The sequence below is a fragment of the Clostridium sp. KNHs205 genome (genome assembly GCF_000702945.1).
Classification (GTDB): domain Bacteria; phylum Bacillota; class Clostridia; order Lachnospirales; family Lachnospiraceae; genus Anaerocolumna.
In genome coordinates this window covers 1,818,161-1,834,936 of the sequence record NZ_JNLE01000003.1, presented here as the reverse complement: position 1 = coordinate 1,834,936, position 16,776 = coordinate 1,818,161, and the positions used below count along the sequence as shown (strand labels likewise).

Annotated in this window: 13 protein-coding genes; all 13 read right to left on the bottom strand. The window is 38.9% G+C overall.

The features are described from left to right. Positions 1-275: 275 nt before the first annotated feature. Positions 276-1,310 (bottom strand): protein arginine kinase, encoded by a 1,035-nt coding sequence (locus tag BR73_RS0107745; protein WP_033165071.1) that lies wholly within the window; start codon positions 1,308-1,310, stop codon positions 276-278. After that, complete coding sequence (locus BR73_RS0107740) at positions 1,303-1,851, bottom strand: UvrB/UvrC motif-containing protein (RefSeq protein WP_033165070.1); 549 nt, start codon at positions 1,849-1,851, stop codon at positions 1,303-1,305. Before BR73_RS0107740 ends, BR73_RS0107745 begins: the two co-directional genes overlap by 8 nt. Positions 1,852-1,883: 32 nt before the next feature. Beyond that, positions 1,884-2,279: a GntR family transcriptional regulator gene (locus tag BR73_RS0107735; RefSeq protein WP_033165069.1), complete on the bottom strand. Its 396-nt coding sequence runs from the start codon at positions 2,277-2,279 to the stop codon at positions 1,884-1,886. 82 nt (positions 2,280-2,361) lie between these two features. Then, positions 2,362-3,588 carry a cadherin-like beta sandwich domain-containing protein gene (locus BR73_RS0107730; RefSeq protein ID WP_033165068.1) on the bottom strand — a complete coding sequence of 409 codons (1,227 nt, stop codon included), beginning with the start codon at positions 3,586-3,588 and terminating at the stop codon, positions 2,362-2,364. 20 nt (positions 3,589-3,608) lie between these two features. After that, positions 3,609-6,284: an SH3 domain-containing protein gene (locus BR73_RS27230; RefSeq protein WP_051685042.1), complete on the bottom strand. Its 2,676-nt coding sequence runs from the start codon at positions 6,282-6,284 to the stop codon at positions 3,609-3,611. A gap of 232 nt (positions 6,285-6,516) precedes the next feature. After that, a complete protein-coding gene (gene purD / locus BR73_RS0107720) occupies positions 6,517-7,788 on the bottom strand; it encodes a phosphoribosylamine--glycine ligase (protein WP_033165067.1) in 1,272 nt (423 codons plus the stop codon). A 116-nt stretch (positions 7,789-7,904) separates the two neighbouring features. Continuing rightward, on the bottom strand, positions 7,905-8,531 hold the full coding sequence (gene purN, locus BR73_RS0107715; RefSeq protein ID WP_033165066.1) for a phosphoribosylglycinamide formyltransferase: 627 nt from the start codon (positions 8,529-8,531) through the stop codon (positions 7,905-7,907). Next, complete coding sequence (gene purM / locus BR73_RS0107710; RefSeq protein ID WP_033165065.1) at positions 8,525-9,550, bottom strand: phosphoribosylformylglycinamidine cyclo-ligase; 1,026 nt, start codon at positions 9,548-9,550, stop codon at positions 8,525-8,527. The genes purN and purM overlap by 7 nt, the downstream gene beginning before the upstream one ends. Before the next feature lie 73 nt (positions 9,551-9,623). After that, entirely contained in the window at positions 9,624-10,139 is a 516-nt protein-coding gene (purE, locus tag BR73_RS0107705; protein ID WP_033167199.1) for a 5-(carboxyamino)imidazole ribonucleotide mutase, read from the bottom strand. A gap of 284 nt (positions 10,140-10,423) precedes the next feature. Beyond that, positions 10,424-12,502 carry an aminopeptidase gene (locus BR73_RS0107700; protein WP_347463276.1) on the bottom strand — a complete coding sequence of 693 codons (2,079 nt, stop codon included), beginning with the start codon at positions 12,500-12,502 and terminating at the stop codon, positions 10,424-10,426. A gap of 262 nt (positions 12,503-12,764) precedes the next feature. Continuing rightward, a complete protein-coding gene (locus tag BR73_RS0107695; protein ID WP_033165064.1) occupies positions 12,765-13,091 on the bottom strand; it encodes a DUF6142 family protein in 327 nt (108 codons plus the stop codon). Positions 13,092-13,410: 319 nt separating this feature from the next. Further along, the gene (locus tag BR73_RS0107690) at positions 13,411-13,881 is read right to left on the bottom strand and encodes a VanZ family protein (protein ID WP_317733753.1); all 471 of its coding nucleotides are present in this window, start codon (positions 13,879-13,881) and stop codon (positions 13,411-13,413) included. A 320-nt stretch (positions 13,882-14,201) separates the two neighbouring features. Next, positions 14,202-16,760: an Ig-like domain-containing protein gene (locus tag BR73_RS0107685; RefSeq protein WP_033165063.1), complete on the bottom strand. Its 2,559-nt coding sequence runs from the start codon at positions 16,758-16,760 to the stop codon at positions 14,202-14,204. Positions 16,761-16,776: the final 16 nt, after the last annotated feature.

Sequence of the window (16,776 nt, the reverse complement as noted above, 5' to 3'; positions counted from 1 at the left end):
TGCGCCACTGGTAAAATCAGTGGAGTAAAAGAATCTGTCAGTGGCATCCTTTCTTTTCAATTTTCTTTTACCCATTTTACGGTTAAAGGTACTATATAAGTTGAATATTAGTTTTTTCCTTTTCAAAGTGTAAAATGCTGCACTAATAATTATTTTATGCTTTGAAAAAGAAAAAACTTTACTCAGTTTATATGTTCCTTCTTCCTTCTTATTCTTTTAAGAAATGCCTTCCGGATAGCCCCGGATTTCTCTGCCGGAAGGCTTTATCTTTATGGTTAAGCCATATCCGGAAGCTTCTCTCTTACATAATCTGCTCTGAAAGTGTCTCTTCTTACGCTTCCGATTGTTTTATCCAGGATACACTGTAAATTCCCAGGCTGTATTTCCATCATCAACTCATGGACATTACACTCTTCCTTTAAAGCAATCAATTCCAGATCGACACCTAACTTCACCTGTGACAATAGTGTCATTGCATCCACAGAAGAGAGCTGCTTTGCATATTTTAGTACACCAAAGGAACGATGAACCTTATCTTCAAATTCATCATAGTTATGCGTCAGGATATATTCTCTGTACCTGCGTTCCTGTTTCATTACCTGTTCTACAATACGGTTAAGACTGTCTATGATTTCTCTCTCCGTACTGCCTAAAGTCTTCTGATTGGATATTTGATAAAGATTGCCTACACTTTTAGATGCCTCACCATAGGTTCCTCTTAGAGCGATTCCATACTGGGACAGTTCTTCCGCAAGTTTTGCAATCTTGCCGGTTACAGTCAAAGCGGGAAGAAACATCATATAGGATGCACGAAGTCCTGTTCCTACATTAGTGGGACAAGAGGTGAGATAGCCATATTTTTCATGGTAGGCATAATCGAATAATTCACTTGCGATGTCATCAGCAGCATTGGCCTCCGCAAAAGCACCCATTATATTCATACCTCCGGTAATGGACTGTATTCTTATATGGTCTTCTTCGTTTAACATAATACTGATTCTTTCATCTTCTGACAGGATAAGGCCTGTGCTCTGTTCTCTGTCTAACAAAAGAGGACTTATTATATGCCTCTCTACCATAGCTGTCTTTTCCGAATCGGATAATAAATCCACATTACAGCTGTAATATTTCTTGGTTTCTTTCGCCTCCAGGACAGCTGTTGCTTCCTTTAACTTTTCTACCAGTTCTATTGCCTGGTTATCTGTAAGCTTAGCTGAGAATGGAAAAGACTTTAGATTTCTTGCCAGCCGTATACGGCTTGAAATTACCACATCACTGTTCTTTCCGTTTTCCTTATACCACTTAGGCATTGTTCATCTCCTCCTTCTTTAACTGACGGATTCGATCTCTTATTCTGGCTGCCTCCTCAAATTCTTCCTTTTCCACGGCATCCTGAAGCTTTATTGATAGTTTATCTATTTCTGACAGTTCTTTCACCAGCTTTTCTGTCTTTGTTTCAAAGCCTTTTGGTCTCTTGCCGTTATGGGTATCAGCACCCTGAATGCTCTTAAGGCTCTTTTCAAGTACCTTCTGAAAGCTCTCATAACACTCAGCACACCCGAAACGACTTTCTTTCAAAAACTCTGAATAAGTCATTCCGCAGTTCTTGCAACTGGGCTCCTTTTCCCCTTGCTCCGTTCCATGGAGGTTTCCGGGGGCCTGATAATTACCAAGTATGGAGGACAACAGGTTACCAAGTGTTATTTCCTTATTGAACATTCCTGAACCCATGGAAAAAGAGGTGTATTCCAAAGCACATTCTTCGCAGAGATGTTGTTCTTTTTTCTCGCCGTTAATGATTTCGGTATAATAAAGTTTTGCTTCGTTTTTTTTACACTTATCGCATAACATAGCTACATCCTCCTGTCCGGATGTGATTTCGGTTACGGCTTTCCTTTCTCTTTGGGGTCGGAACTGAAATCACCAAATATTTGATCCACTATTTCGTGAACTTCATCACAGCTGATGTTCTTGCAGGCAGCTTTGGCAAGCAGTACTCGCATTTCAAGCGCCAATTCTTCCATTGCTTTAAATTTATCGACACTTACAGCTATAACTGCCCCTTTTCTGCGATCCAGTTTAACATATCCCTGCTGTCTTAAAATAGTATATGCTTTATTCACAGTGTGCATGTTAATACCAATATCATCTGCCAGATCACGCACAGAGGGGAGATTATCACCGTCTCTGAACTCAGCGTTGGCTATACCAAATATAATCTGATTACATAGCTGGATGTAAAAAGCTTCATCACTATTAAAATCAATAGTCACTATCAAATTAACCACCTCCCGCAACATTCGTTATATTTGTTATACTGTCAGTATAACAAATATATTCTAAATGTCAAGTAGCAACAACTTAATCTTCGGAACCTTTATTTTTGAGCATAAGCTTAATTATACCAATAGCAAGAGCACTGCAGATTCCAGTCAATACAGCTGCTGCGATACCAAGAATCATAATCTGGTTCTGATAATGCTGCGTATCTCTTGTTTCTTTATTTATAACTAACTTTTCACCCTCTTTGATACTGACGGGATTGAACCTCTGTATCGTATTCTCTCTTCTGTCATACTGATAGAAACCCTTCAGCCCATGTATATTCTCTCCATACAATAAGAGAAAGTCGCCGTCTATATCCTCTGTATTGGTATATACAGCTACTGATTCACCATTTATAATGAGAGATGTCTTTGTATAACCAGCGGGTATTACAACTTTTTCTTCAGGAGTCAATAGATGCAGATAGAATCCTCCTGTAAGGTAAGTCTCTTCTCCTGTCTTCTCAAGCGTTATCTTGCCTGCCTCAGCCTCATTACTGTTCTCTGCCTCGTTATTGTCTTCCTCCGTAACAGCTGCTGTCTCTTCTTTTACAACATCCAATTTATAGATATTAACCTTGCCGGAAGCAGCTTTTACATTAATTTCAACAGAATTATGCCCAGGTTTAAAATCTTTATTACCGGTTATTGTTACAGTAGCATTACTATCTTCCGGTAATGCACTGATTACAAGCTGGTTCGTATCCCGATCAATGGTTATGGCGTAATTGTTCTCCTTTGGGTCAAAATTACCTGTGAGAGTTCCAGGATTAACTTTGAGTTCCTTCAGATTCGCATTATCTGAGGCTTTATCCTCTGCTGCAACTTCAACTACTAGCTGATTGCTGGAAGCTGACATTTTATCAGCAGATTCAAAGGTGTATATCCCGGTCTCTTCATTCAGGGTAAAGGTTGATTTACCAATTCCTACAGCCTTGAACTTCAAAGCATATTTTCTGCTGGAATCTCCTGCCTGCACTCCCATATCCGTTATTTTAATGAGGCCTTCTCCGCCTGCTGCAACACCACCATCACTTTGAAATTCCAATATATCAGCATTATATGACAGATACCCTTCAAAATCTCCTATGAGTTCATCCGACGAAAGATTAATACTAACAATTACCGAATCACCTTTTTTGATATAGTTGTTATCTGCCTTAATATTAACACTTACCCCGGCTGCCATACATACTTTGGCAGGGAAAATCAATATTAATGCAAATAAAAATAATCCGATCACTATTTTATGTCTGTTTTTCATAAGGATTACCTCTCTTCCGTTTAAGGGGTAGCAGCCGCTTCCCTGAAAACATTGATGATATAATTTCTGGTATTGCCATTTTCTGCTGTTACAGTTATGGTAACAATATTGTTTCCTGTGTTTAAAATTATGTTTCCTGTTCCCTGTACGTTTGCTTTGGTGCTAACAGCACTGGCAGACACTTTAATAGAAGCTGTACTGTTAGGAACAATGAGGGAATACTGCTGGTCAGCTTTCAAATCAAAAGTAGGTGATAAGCTGTAACCATCTACTGCCAGGGTCTTAAGCCAGTTGTTCGGATTATAGGCTTTAACAGGTACCTGACTCACAGTCTCCGGCATGTTTAGGTATACCGGCACTGAGAATACCAAGGGCATTGTACTCATATTGCTGTAAGCTGCATAGGTTTTTGCTGCCTCAGCATTAGGTGCTTCAATATTAGCCATATACTGATGTGAAAAGGTTGAAGCAGCCGTCATATTGAATTTCTGCAGATATATTGTATCCTGTCCTCTTTTTATATATGTACTTCCGATAATATAAGAACCGCCTACTATGGCATCATAAGGGTTGTCCCAGGGAATCAGATACTGTGTGTTCAAGCTGCTGCTTGTTGTTCCGTTCTTTGCATATTTCAGGGCATTTGCTATTGCACCACCTGCAGCAGTACTGTGATATGCACCTATGTTAAAGAAATTATAAAATCCCTGATAACCGGAAAAGGTTCCGGATACACTATCGCTTAAGGTAGTCACTCCTGTAACAACCTCCTGTTTGGAACGGCTGGCAAGATGGTAAGGACTTACGCCGGAATAAACCGCTGCATCCATAAAGCTTTCGGAGTAAGATTTCGTTACAGTTGCTCCGGAATCATTTATAAAGGAGTAATTCTTATTATATAAAGGAGTATTATACAGGATGCTTTCCACGCCTACCGCATTCTGGTACTGGCTGTTAAATGCCAGGGTCTCAAATTGAAAGATTCCTTTTTCCGTAAGGAAATTTCTTGGGTCCATATAATATCTAAGGCCTTCTGTTGACGGCGTAACCCAGGTGGAGCCGTCAAAGGGTACAAAGGTATCCGTTTCCCATTTATAAGCACCTGCAGCCAGGGATTTCCATTCAATACTTTTTCCATTGGTTATAAGATTAACACCAAGAACACTTTCTTTTGCTATGGCTGTTTCCCAATCAATTCCTGTATGAAACGCATTGAATACCCAGGTCGGATGAGCTTGATGCAATGCACGAAGACCTGCTTTGTAGCTCTCCGGAAATCCCTGTGCGGTTAGATAATTTTCAAATTCTGTATTAGTCATTCCAGTTGCTGGCGTTACCGTAGGTGTTACAGTAGTAGTAGGATTTCCATAGTTTAAGAAATCCATAACCGTTCCATCCACATAGCTGCCGGTTCCGTTACCAATAAAAGCTGCCTGAACATAACCTTTTGCTTCTTTTCCACCTTTGGTAAAGCTTACATAATACCATTGAACGGAACTCTCTGTCACTGTGTTCAATATGGAAACTTTCTCATTAATCGCTAAAGTTACCGGTACGTATGAGGTTGTGAGCAGGAAATCCTGTGTTCCTTTAATATTTACATACACATAAACGGAACCATTATACTGTACATACCCGTCAGTTGCACCGGGCGTCGGGGTAACAGTAGGCTTTGGAGTTACGGAAGGTGTTGCGGTGGGTTTGGGTGTTGTTGTTGGTTTGGGTGTTGAGGTGGGTGTTGTGGTCGGTTCAGGTGTCGCTGTCGGTGTTGGTGTTGCCGTCGGAGTAGGTGTTGTGGTTACAGTCTTTCTCGTAAATAGAATCTGATTGGCAGCAATATAACCCGTATATTTCACACTGCCTTTCTTATAGGTTATTTTATACCATTTCTTTCCGTTTTTATCTGTACTTTCGGAGGCTACAGTAACAGCAGCTTTTTTTGCTACTGTTATATTATTTCCTTTGCTGTCCTTGATATAGACAGAGCTGTCTGAGGCCAGTTTTCTTATCTTAACTGCTGCAGTTACGGTTCCGTTAACCGCCGAGGTAATCGACAATTTGACATAGTCACTGATAACATACCCTTTAATTGTTTTCTTATTCAGGGTATAGGATATGCCATACCATTTTTGAGAATTTTTTATAACTTCATCAGTAATTGTAACTTTTTGATTCTTACCGGCAGTAGCAACCTTTTTTGCCGTAGTGCCTGCTGAACTTCTTACATTAACATTGGTGGCTGTTACTACGGCGCTGATTTTCAAAGGGACTGTTGTTGTACCTGTTGAAGTCTTATCAGTGGACGTTGGAGTAGGTGTCGCTGTCGGTGTCGGTGTAGCTGTGGGTTTCGGTGTAGTAGTCGGTTTCGTAGTGCTGGTACTTTTACTTATATAGGTTCCTAAAATATAACCTTCTGATTTAACTCCGCTGAAGGTAAAGGATATCTTATACCAATCACCTTCTTTTTTAACCAGGGTTACCTTTTCACCTTTTTTCAAAAAGGCATTACTGCCTTTGACTGTAACAATGGCATAGTTTGTCCCGGGACCGGAACGAACATTAAGACTGGTGGCTGTAACCGTTCCTTGACTTTCAGCCTGGACTTGTATTGTATATGTAGGTAATATCTGCAATGCAAATAAACTTAAGCATAACATGAGTACTATTATTCTGTGATAATTAGTTCTTTTTTCCATAAATCCCTTCCTCTTTCTATAAAACTGTTTTTCTCGTGTCCGGTTCTTCTTATGTAATAGGAATTTTCTATAAATTCCATATTATTCCTTGTACTTCAATATTCTACAAAATACATATGGCACTTCTGTGACATTGCCGTCAGATTACTTAATAATTTATATCGACATAAAAAAAGAAAAGAATGAATGTCAAAATATTCATCCTCTTCTATTTAATTTACTTTATATTAACTTAAGCTTCATCAATTGCTTTACCGATATCACTTCTGGCATATTTATTGGTAAAAGTTACAGCCTCCGCTGCTTTATATGCATTTTCCCTGGCTTCTTTCAGAGTACTTCCCGTAGCTGTGACTCCTAAGACACGCCCGCCAGCCGTCACTATCCTTTCCTGGTCATTGGCTGTTCCGGCATGAAAGATAAAAACACTGTCATTATCCTTAAATTTATCAAGTCCTTCAATTGGAAAACCTTTCTCATAAGAAAGCGGATAACCCTTGGAAGCCAGCACAACACATACAGCCGCATTATCCTCAAAATCCAGCCTGATCTCTGAAAGCCTTTCCTCCACACATGCTTCAAAAATTTCTATTATATCATTCTTAAGCCTTGGCAATACAACCTGTGTCTCAGGGTCACCAAATCTGGCATTATACTCAATTACTATAGGTCCCTTGTCCGTTAACATCAAACCAAAAAAAAGAATGCCAGTAAAACTTCTGCCTTCTTTCTTCATGGCAGCCATAGTGGGTTTGTAGATATGCTCCATACAGTAAGCATCTATATCTTTGGTGTAAAAAGGACTGGGAGAGAAAGTTCCCATACCGCCGGTGTTGAGACCCTGGTCATTATCCTCTGCTCTTTTATGATCCTGGGCACTGGTCATGACTGCAATATCCGTGCCGTCGCAGAATGCAAGCACAGAAACCTCCCTGCCGGTCATAAATTCCTCAATTACCATGGTATCTCCGGAGGAACCAAATTGTTTATCCTCCATTATAAGCTTAACACCCTCACAGGCTTCCTGCCTGGTATTACATATAAGCACACCTTTACCAAGGGCAAGTCCGTCTGCCTTTAACACAACGGGATAAGTACAGGTATTCAGATAATCATAAGCCTTTGAGGCTTCGGTAAAGGTCTCATAACCTGCTGTGGGAATGTTATATTTCTTCATAAGATCTTTGGAAAACGCCTTGGAGCCTTCGATAATAGCCGCTGCTTTATCAGGGCCAAAGACACGAAGACCCCTTTGTTTGAAAACATCTACGATTCCCCCAACCAGTGGATCATCAGGTCCGACTACAGTTAAATCAATGCTCTCTTTTTCGGCAAAGTCTGCAAGCTTTTCAAATTCCATTACACCAATAGGTACACAGACTGCATATTCTCTAATCCCTGCATTTCCGGGAGCACAGAACATTTCCGTTACTTTCTTACTTTGTGCAATCTTATAAGCTATGGCATGTTCCCTTCCGCCGCCACCGATAATCAGTACTTTCATACCCAAACCTCACCTTTCTATTCATCTGCCTATCCGTTCCTTCTTTAGTCACATTACCGTTTCATCTAGAAGAGCACCTTTGAAACGGTTCATTATAAGCAATTTTCATACCTGATCTAAGAAAGAATACGTACTTTATTATTCTCTATCAAGACCCGGTTATTTGCTATTAAGTTTATGGCTTCAGGCAAAAGCTCCCACTCAGCTTCCTCCATTACACGTTCTTGCAGTATTTCAGGAGTATCTCCTTCCTGAATCTCTACTGCTTTCTGAAGTATGATTGGTCCGGTATCCGTTCCTTCATCTACAAAATGAACCGTTGCACCTGTAACCTTGACCCCGCGCTCCAGTACTGCTTCATGTACCTTGAGCCCGTAATAACCGTTTCCGCAAAAGGAGGGAATAAGTGACGGATGAATATTTATAATCCTATTTCTATAGGAATTAATGATATCTTCCGGTATTACCACAAGATATCCTGCAAGCACCAGCAGATCCACTTTATATTCCTTCAGCTTCTGAAGCAGCTCTTTATGAAAAGCGTCCCTATCCGGGAAATTCTTTGGAGCAATCACTTCAGCCGGAATATTATTCTCTTTAGCACGGACAAGGGAATAAACACCGTCCTTATTACTTATTACTACATTTATCTTTGCATTGCTTATCTTACCTTTATTGATATTATCAATAATTGCCTGGAGATTGGTACCACTGCCAGAGACCAGTATTCCTAAGCCTAGCATAAGGTTACTCCTTTATCCCCTGCTTTGATATCACCAACAATGTATGGGCTTTCTCCTGCTTCTTTTAAAAGGGCAACAGCTGTATCAGCCTCCTCGGCAGCCACTGCTATAAGCATACCGATTCCCATATTATAGGTATTATACATAACCTTCTCTTCAATAGATCCGTTCTTTACAAGCATTGAAAAAATAGGCGGAATAGGATAGCTGTCTTTCTTAATATAAGCATGGACACCATCCCTTAACATTCTGGGTATGTTCTCATAGAAACCACCTCCGGTTATATGAGAGCAGGCTTTCACTTTAATCTTTCCATCCTTTAAGGCAGACAGAGCTTTTACATAAATACGTGTCGGTGTTAAAAGGGCTTCACCTAAGGTAGTTCCCAGAGACTCATAGTAAGTATTCAATGACTCTGTATTCATATCAAATACCTTGCGTACAAGAGAATATCCATTGCTGTGAATTCCGGAGGAGGCCAATCCAATCAATACATCTCCTGCTTTCAGCTCTTTGCCGTCAATCATATTCTTACGGTCAACAATACCTACAGCAAATCCCGCCAGGTCATATTCCTCCACCGGATAAAAGCCTGGCATTTCTGCTGTTTCTCCTCCTATTAAGGCGGCTCCGGCTTCCTGACAGCCTTTTGCCACACCGCTTACGATAGCAGCAATCTTCTCAGGGTCATTCTTACCACAGGCAACATAATCCAGGAAAAATAAAGGTTCACCGCCGGCACAGGCAATATCATTCACGCACATGGCAACGCAGTCAATACCAATGGTATCATGTTTGTCCAATAGAAATGCAAGCTTTAATTTGGTTCCTACTCCATCGGTACCTGATACTAAAGTAGGCTCCTCCATATTCATAAAACTCTTTAAGGAAAAGGCTCCGGAAAATCCACCTATACCGGACAGTACTTCCTTCCTCATGGTCTTATCGATATGCTCTTTCATCAGTTCTACCGCTTTATAACCAGCTTCAATATCCACTCCGGCATTCTTATAATCCATATTTGACTCCCATCTGCGTGTTTTAGCACGTCTCTTTCCTTTGCTCTGTATTTATCTTTTATTTGATGTGAAATTATTTCTCTTTCAGATATTCCTTATAGCCGACTTTTGCCAGCTTTTCTGATTTTGCTGCCACGGTATCCTTTAAGTTCTGCGCATAATCTTTTATACGTCCCAGTAATTCATTATCAGAAGCTGCCAGGATTTTAGCTGCCAGAATTCCGGCATTCTGAGCCCCGTTAATTGCTACTGTTGCAACAGGGATACCTGCGGGCATCTGAACGATGGAATAGAGAGAATCTACACCCCCCAGTGATTTTGTCATAATAGGCACACCAATAACCGGAAGTGAGAATATTGCTGCTGTCATACCGGGTAAATGAGCTGCGCCGCCAGCACCTGCAATAATGACTTTATAACCTTTTTCTTCTGCTGATTTTGCATAATCATAAAATACATCGGGCATTCTGTGAGCAGAGATTACTGTAATGTCATATTCCACTTTAAGTACTTCAAGCACCTCTGCTGCTTTGCTCATGATTTCCAGATCTGAATCACTTCCCATAACTATTCCAACTTTAGCTGCCATATTAAATCCTCTCTTTCTTATCAGTTCATTATTATAAACCAGTGTAAAAGTAATATCTATATTTGATGCTTCCATTTTATCATAGCTGCCTGCTTTTGTCTTATGATTTCCTGTTATTAATTTCTTATTGTATTTATTAACACAATTAATAAAAAGGCTTTATTATGAAGGAAATCATATAAATCCTTAAAGAAAAGGCAATCATGATTTCCCTCTTATATCAGAATCATTTCCGATATGTCAGGTATCATAATTGCCCTTTATCTTGTTTTGATTATTATAATTTAGTTATTTTGAAAAGCCTCATTTAAGCTTTCAGTACCTGCCAGTACAAATCTTCCGTTCTTAATAATAGCGGTTTCTTTACCGTTCTTGTTTACTACCGTAATTTCCTCCAGCTCATCATATGGAATGGTGATATCCGTATGACAGTTAAAATAAGCCTTTTCAATCTCAGTTAGCCGCAGAATGGATACTTCATTGTCTTTGGCAACAATTTTCTTACCATCAGGATTACGGAGCGTAAGCTCTTCACTCATCTTATAGCAGGTGTCACCAACTGCAAAATGAGGTCCTGTCTTCTCCGCGATGAGAATGGGAAGCTTATCCCAAATCCCATATTTGCCGGCCATTACATAGGCGGTGGTATTGGTGCCTATGGCAAATTCTCCCATAGGGAGGGTATCCTGATTATAAAGGATATTTTCCTTCATATATCGTTTATTCTCTTCCGGATTGGTGAAATTACCGCAGTTATACTCTGTTATCATACCATCTTTAAAGGTTATGGAAAGGTCCGTGTATTCCAGTCCATTTAAGAATATCCTGGATACATTTAAGACTCCCTCCGTACCTGTAAGTTTTGGTGAAGTAAACACTTCACCTACAGGGATATTAACATCGGCGGTGCAGTTCTCAAAAATAGTTTCCGTAGCAGGATCTTCCATTTCATAAAGCATGACCTTTAAATCCGTACGATTATTTCCAGTACCTTTTATTCTGACATATTCACCGGTATCCAGGCAGTCAATTATTTTCTGCTGAATACCTTTGTAGATATCATTATCCAGGTTGTTTACCTTCACAGTCTCACGGAAGATTTCCTCAAACTTTTCTCCTATTTCAGTAATCGGATATGCAATTATTGTAAAGCTGGTTTCATCTCCCTTGATATATTGATAAAATACCATATTGGAATCACGTTGATAAGCCACAGATAACTTCTGCTGCCTTTTATCCAGCTTAATAACCTCTTCTTTCGCTTTAGGTGCAAAGTTTTTCTCACCGAAGACCTGTATAAGAGCAGGTCCTGCAAAACCTGCTGCTTTGTCCTTATACTTTTCAAAAGAAGCCTTATAAGCCTGCAGTCTGCGTTCATGAAAGGCTTTGTCCATATATAATCCAATATCAAAACGGTGATCATAGTCATATTGGTAGTTCGGCCCTGTTGAATGATAGCCAATTCTTAACTGCTGCTTCTTATCCATACTGGCAGTTGCAGTACGATACATAATAGGTTTTAAGCCCATTTCTGCAAAATACTCTATTGCATACTTCACCATTCTCTCAAAACCAATGTTGTAGCGGATGCATACTGTTTTCTTTTTGCTTAAATCAATCCCGCCTGCCTGGAAACCTCTTCTATATCCGTCCGTATAGGTAAAAGCCATTGCTTTTACTTCTTCCTCCGGCAGCTTATTAAGAAACTCTGCTGTTTTTATCTCATTCTCTCCGATATATTCACCGAACTGATACAGATATCTTAAATCCGACAGCTCCCAGCTCTCAATGATATCCGCAGCAAAGGAGAGTTCCTCATCCAACAGTTCTCTGGTACGGTACTCCATAATATCATTGCAATTGTCCATGTTGAAATCACAGACTGCTCGCTTAATATCCTTATAGGTATATTCATCTTCTTCTTCAAAATAATTGTATATCTCAATCAGTAATTCCATATAAATGGTCATAAAATAAAGTCTGGCTTCTGCCGCATATACAATCATTCCTCTGACTTCGGCATAAAGATAACTTAAGATTTTACCATATTTCTTCCCCAGCCTCTCAGCTGCATAAGCAGGATTAGCATAAGAGCTTTCATAATTCTCAGGCAGAATATCTTCATACAGGCTTTTATTAAGCTCTTGTAACTCCTTTAAAGACAGAGCTTTCAGTTTATTTTGTTCAGTCAGTGCTGAAAAACCCACTGCTTTTTCAATAAATGCAGCTACTTTTAAAAAATAATCTCTGTAGGGTTCTTTCACGCTATCTTCTTTTTTTATCTCATTTACACGCCAAACAGCAAGCTCGTACCTTTCACGGATACTATCATTCTGCTCTTTCATAAGTTCCTGGTAGTTCAAATAAGAAACCTCCTTTATACTTCAGTTTATTTTTTCTGTTACGATACAAGTACCTTTAATACTATTTTTTTATGTTACAGATGCCTGCTAAATAAATTTTTACATAATGATTCCTTACATAAAATTAATTGTTACATAAAAATTCCTGTTACTTAAGATTCCTGTTACTTAAAATTCCTGTTACTTAAAGATTCCTGTTACATAATGTTCCTGTTACTTAAGATTCCTGTTACATAAGATTTCTGTTATATAAAGATTCCTGTTACATAAAGATTCCCATCACATATAATATAAATAAAGTGATAGTAAGAATACCGTTTATAGACATACCCGTTATCGGTGCAGTATAATAGATTTCTTTTTCCATACAAGCTCTCACACCCACAACAAAACCTATAAAACATAAAATAAATAATATCATTCCTGCGATTCCGAAAATAATGGAGCCGTTCCCTTTGTATATTCCTGACACTATAAACAGTGCCAAAAGTCCGGCAATACTGACACCGCCTATGACTGTTGACACCATCCCTTTTACAGAATGACTTTTCCCTGTAAACTTATAACTGTCTTTTCTTGTTTTAAACATATACCACCCCTTAAAACTATATCTAAATTGAACTTATATTTTATATTCGTTTTTATACTTGTCAATTTATACTCGTTTTAAATTCGTCTATTTTATATTCGTTTTTAAACTCATCTATTTTGTATTCGTTCTTATACTCGTCGATTTTCTAATCGTTCTTAACTCATCTATTTTGTATTCGTTCTTAACTCGTCGATTTTGTATTCGTTCTTAACTCGTCGATTTTCTATCCGTTCTTATAATCGTTATTTTCGTATTCGTTTATTTTATATCATCTATTCTGCTTTCTTTTATCATATATTCATTATTTTTATATTCGTTATTTATATTTTCTTCGGAATGATCTTAGCAGCTTCCTTGCCAGGAAAAAGCATAGACCTCCTATAAAGCCTCCTATGGTATTCATCAGAAGGTCATCAACATCAAAAATTCCCACTTTAAAAATTAATTGCAGCAGTTCAATGGTAAGACTGAACTCCAGGCTCAAAAGAGTAATATTCAATAGTTTTCTGTTGTCCGGACTAATGATGGGTAATACAAATCCAAAAGGTGCGAATGCCAGAACGTTTCCGAATATATTAACGATAAAAGCCTCCGGTCCGATGACATCTCTGTACTCTATAAATCGCTTTACTTCTTTAAATAACGTTAAATTATATCTATATTCACCAGAACTAATTGTTCTTCCGTAATGTTCACTAAAAAACAAAAAATATGCCAATAAAATAAGATATAACACAAACAGTAAGCGGCTGACAGACATTATTAGTTTGTTACTGAGGTTTTTCACTGACAAAGTCCTCCACTGCAGGTTTTTATATCTCAACTATTATAAAACAAAACCATAAGGACGTAAAGGGGGCATAAGTTGAAAACTAAAAGATGTTTTCAACTTTCTTTATTATATATGTGCTAAAGCACTGGTGGGCATAAGTTGAAAACTAAAAGATGTTTTCAACTTTCTTTATTATATACATGCTAAAGCACCGGTGGAGCATAAGTTGAAAACTAAAAGTAAGAAGAAAAGAGCCTCCGCTGTCTATGCCGCGGAAGCTCTTCCTTTTAATTCTATAGCTTTATAAACCGAGTATATCTTTCATGAAATACAAATTAATAATTAGGAACTACTGTTACTTCTGTAAAGGTTGCTGCATTACCACTGGTATCTGTTACAGAGTTACTTACCGTAGCCTTAATTGTAATCGGTACACCCTTAACAGGTGTATTATTTAACAGAATCATGACTTTATTATCTGCAAAAGAGCAGCTGTAAGCCATATTGACATTATTCTGTAAAGCTTCAAAGCTGGGGTTTCCTTTTACATTTTCACTGAAAGTCAGAGTGACAATATTAGGATAGGAGTAAGTTGCTCCGGTCAAATAAGGTCCTGAATTTTCAGTTAATGCAATGGTGCTGTTAAAAGGATTCATAGCTGTATACGTATTGTTGTAACCCTTGATATTCGTTATGGTAATCGGGTACAAGGTTGTATAGGATATGGAACCTGCTGCTACAGTCAGGGTTATGGTTGCTCCTGTACTTGTATTTGAGGTAAGCTCAGCCTTAATAATGCTTACACCCGGTATATAGTAATTAGAAATCGTCTGTGCGGTTACTTCATCAACTTTATCTGCAAAGGTTACAAATATCTGGCTTGGCGTAACCGGTGACTGGGTTACTGACCTCGGACCTGGTAATATTGATGATGCAGTCGCTGTCTTTGAAAGCTGTATGGTTTCTGCCGCATTTGTATTATAATACTGATCCTTCACTAATCCGGAAGGTACGACTATGGTGTACTGGCCTGCATCACTGAATTGTGAAGCATTCAATATTAAGGTAACTATATTTCCGCTGGCAGAAGCCATATAAGATATGGTTCTGTTGCTATAGATGTCGTTATTTGAGGTAACAACTCTGGTAGCTGTAAGGTTACCGGTCTGTGACATAAGCGTTACATCTTTATTATAAGTCAATGTTAACAGATAAGTATCTACTCCGTTTACACTTTCTGTCCTCAGTTCAAACTTACTTATACTAGGTATATTGGTAGTAATCGTAAAGTCAACGGTATAGGTCAGGAAGGTTCTGCCGGTTGTATCGGAAGGATTAACATTATAGCTGTCCCACATACCGATAAATACCTTCTGTACGCCGGTAAGCAGAGCTCCCGTGGAAGAAATTGTGTAGTTAACCTTCTTAGCATCTGTTGCATCTACTGTACCATTGGTAATATACTCACCGTTACTTAACTGAAGTACACCGGGAACACGGATATTTCTGTTAAAGGTAGCTGTTATGGTATTGTAGCCGGTTCTCTCGATCTTAACAATATTCGCCTGAGGTTTATAGGAGGTATCTGTTCCAACGATAACAGAAATATTGTATGTTGTAGGATAGTTTCCTGCAAGATCTTTCACACCTGATAAAACCACTGTGAACTGTTTGTCTTTATCATAGCTGGAAATGCTTGACATATCTATGATCAAGGACTTACCATCAGCACTTGGCTTATAGTTGGTCTTGCTCTTAAGCAGAGCAAGAGTTGCCGGTAAGGCCTGGGTTGCTGTTGAAGTCGTATTCAATCTGGCATCAAGGATAGTCAAACCTGAGAAATCCATACTTTCCGAGAAGTTAATGGATGCCTTATAACCGGAATCATCTACTGTAAAGCCTGTATAGTACGGCGGTGTAGTATCAACATAGGTCAAATCAGTATAATAGTTCTGCATCGCTATGCCTTCTGTTGAAAGAATAGCAGATGATACATGTATATTATATTTACCGCTGAAAATCTTTGTTGTATTAATAGTTAATACTTTCGCATCGGAGGATAAAGTTCCGGATAAGGTACCTACTCCAGCTGCCAGATTCCCTTTATCATCTGCTTTAGGAGTAATCTCAACAACATTTAGCAGATTCTTATTCTTATCAAAAATTGTGGCTGCGTCCACTGCACGGTCGAAAGTAACCGTCAGCGTGGAGTTATCAGTAATAACTGCTGACTTAACTCTTGCTGTCTTACCTGCCACTTCAATATTTATGCTGCTGAAAACACTGCTCTTAGAGGCTCCGGCTGCTGTCATGGAAGCAGTTGCCGTAAGAATTACAAATCCAGGTTTGATTCCGGTAACAACACCATCTTTATCAACGGTTGCAAACTCTGGTCTGTTAATGCTGTAGGTTACTACATCATTGGCATTGGAGGGAGTTAAAGTTACATTGAAATCATACTTTTCACCAACCTCCAGCAAATGCCTGCCATTGTTATCTGCAGTATCTGTTGCGTTGTTGATTGCAATTTTAGTTGCAGGTATCTTAACAGTTACCTTACAACTTAAAGTCGTTGTCTTCTTATTTGTATATGTAATCTTTAATTTAATGGTTGCGCTTCCTTTTCCTTTCGCCGTAACATAACCGGTGGTAGCGCCGACTGTTGCAATCTTCTTATTGGATGAAGTCCACTTAGCGGATTTCACTTTTGTTTTATCCAGATTCTTTACACTTAAGGTAAAAGTTGAACCAACTCCTACCAGAGTTCTTGTCTTCGTGGAAAGAGCCGGTGCTGCTGCCGCTTTGGCAGTGATAGAACCTATTGAGGTAAGCAACGGCAATATCAGTGCAGTAATCATAAGAACTGCCAGTGCTTTTCTCATTCCTTTTTTCATATTGAACCTCCTCTGT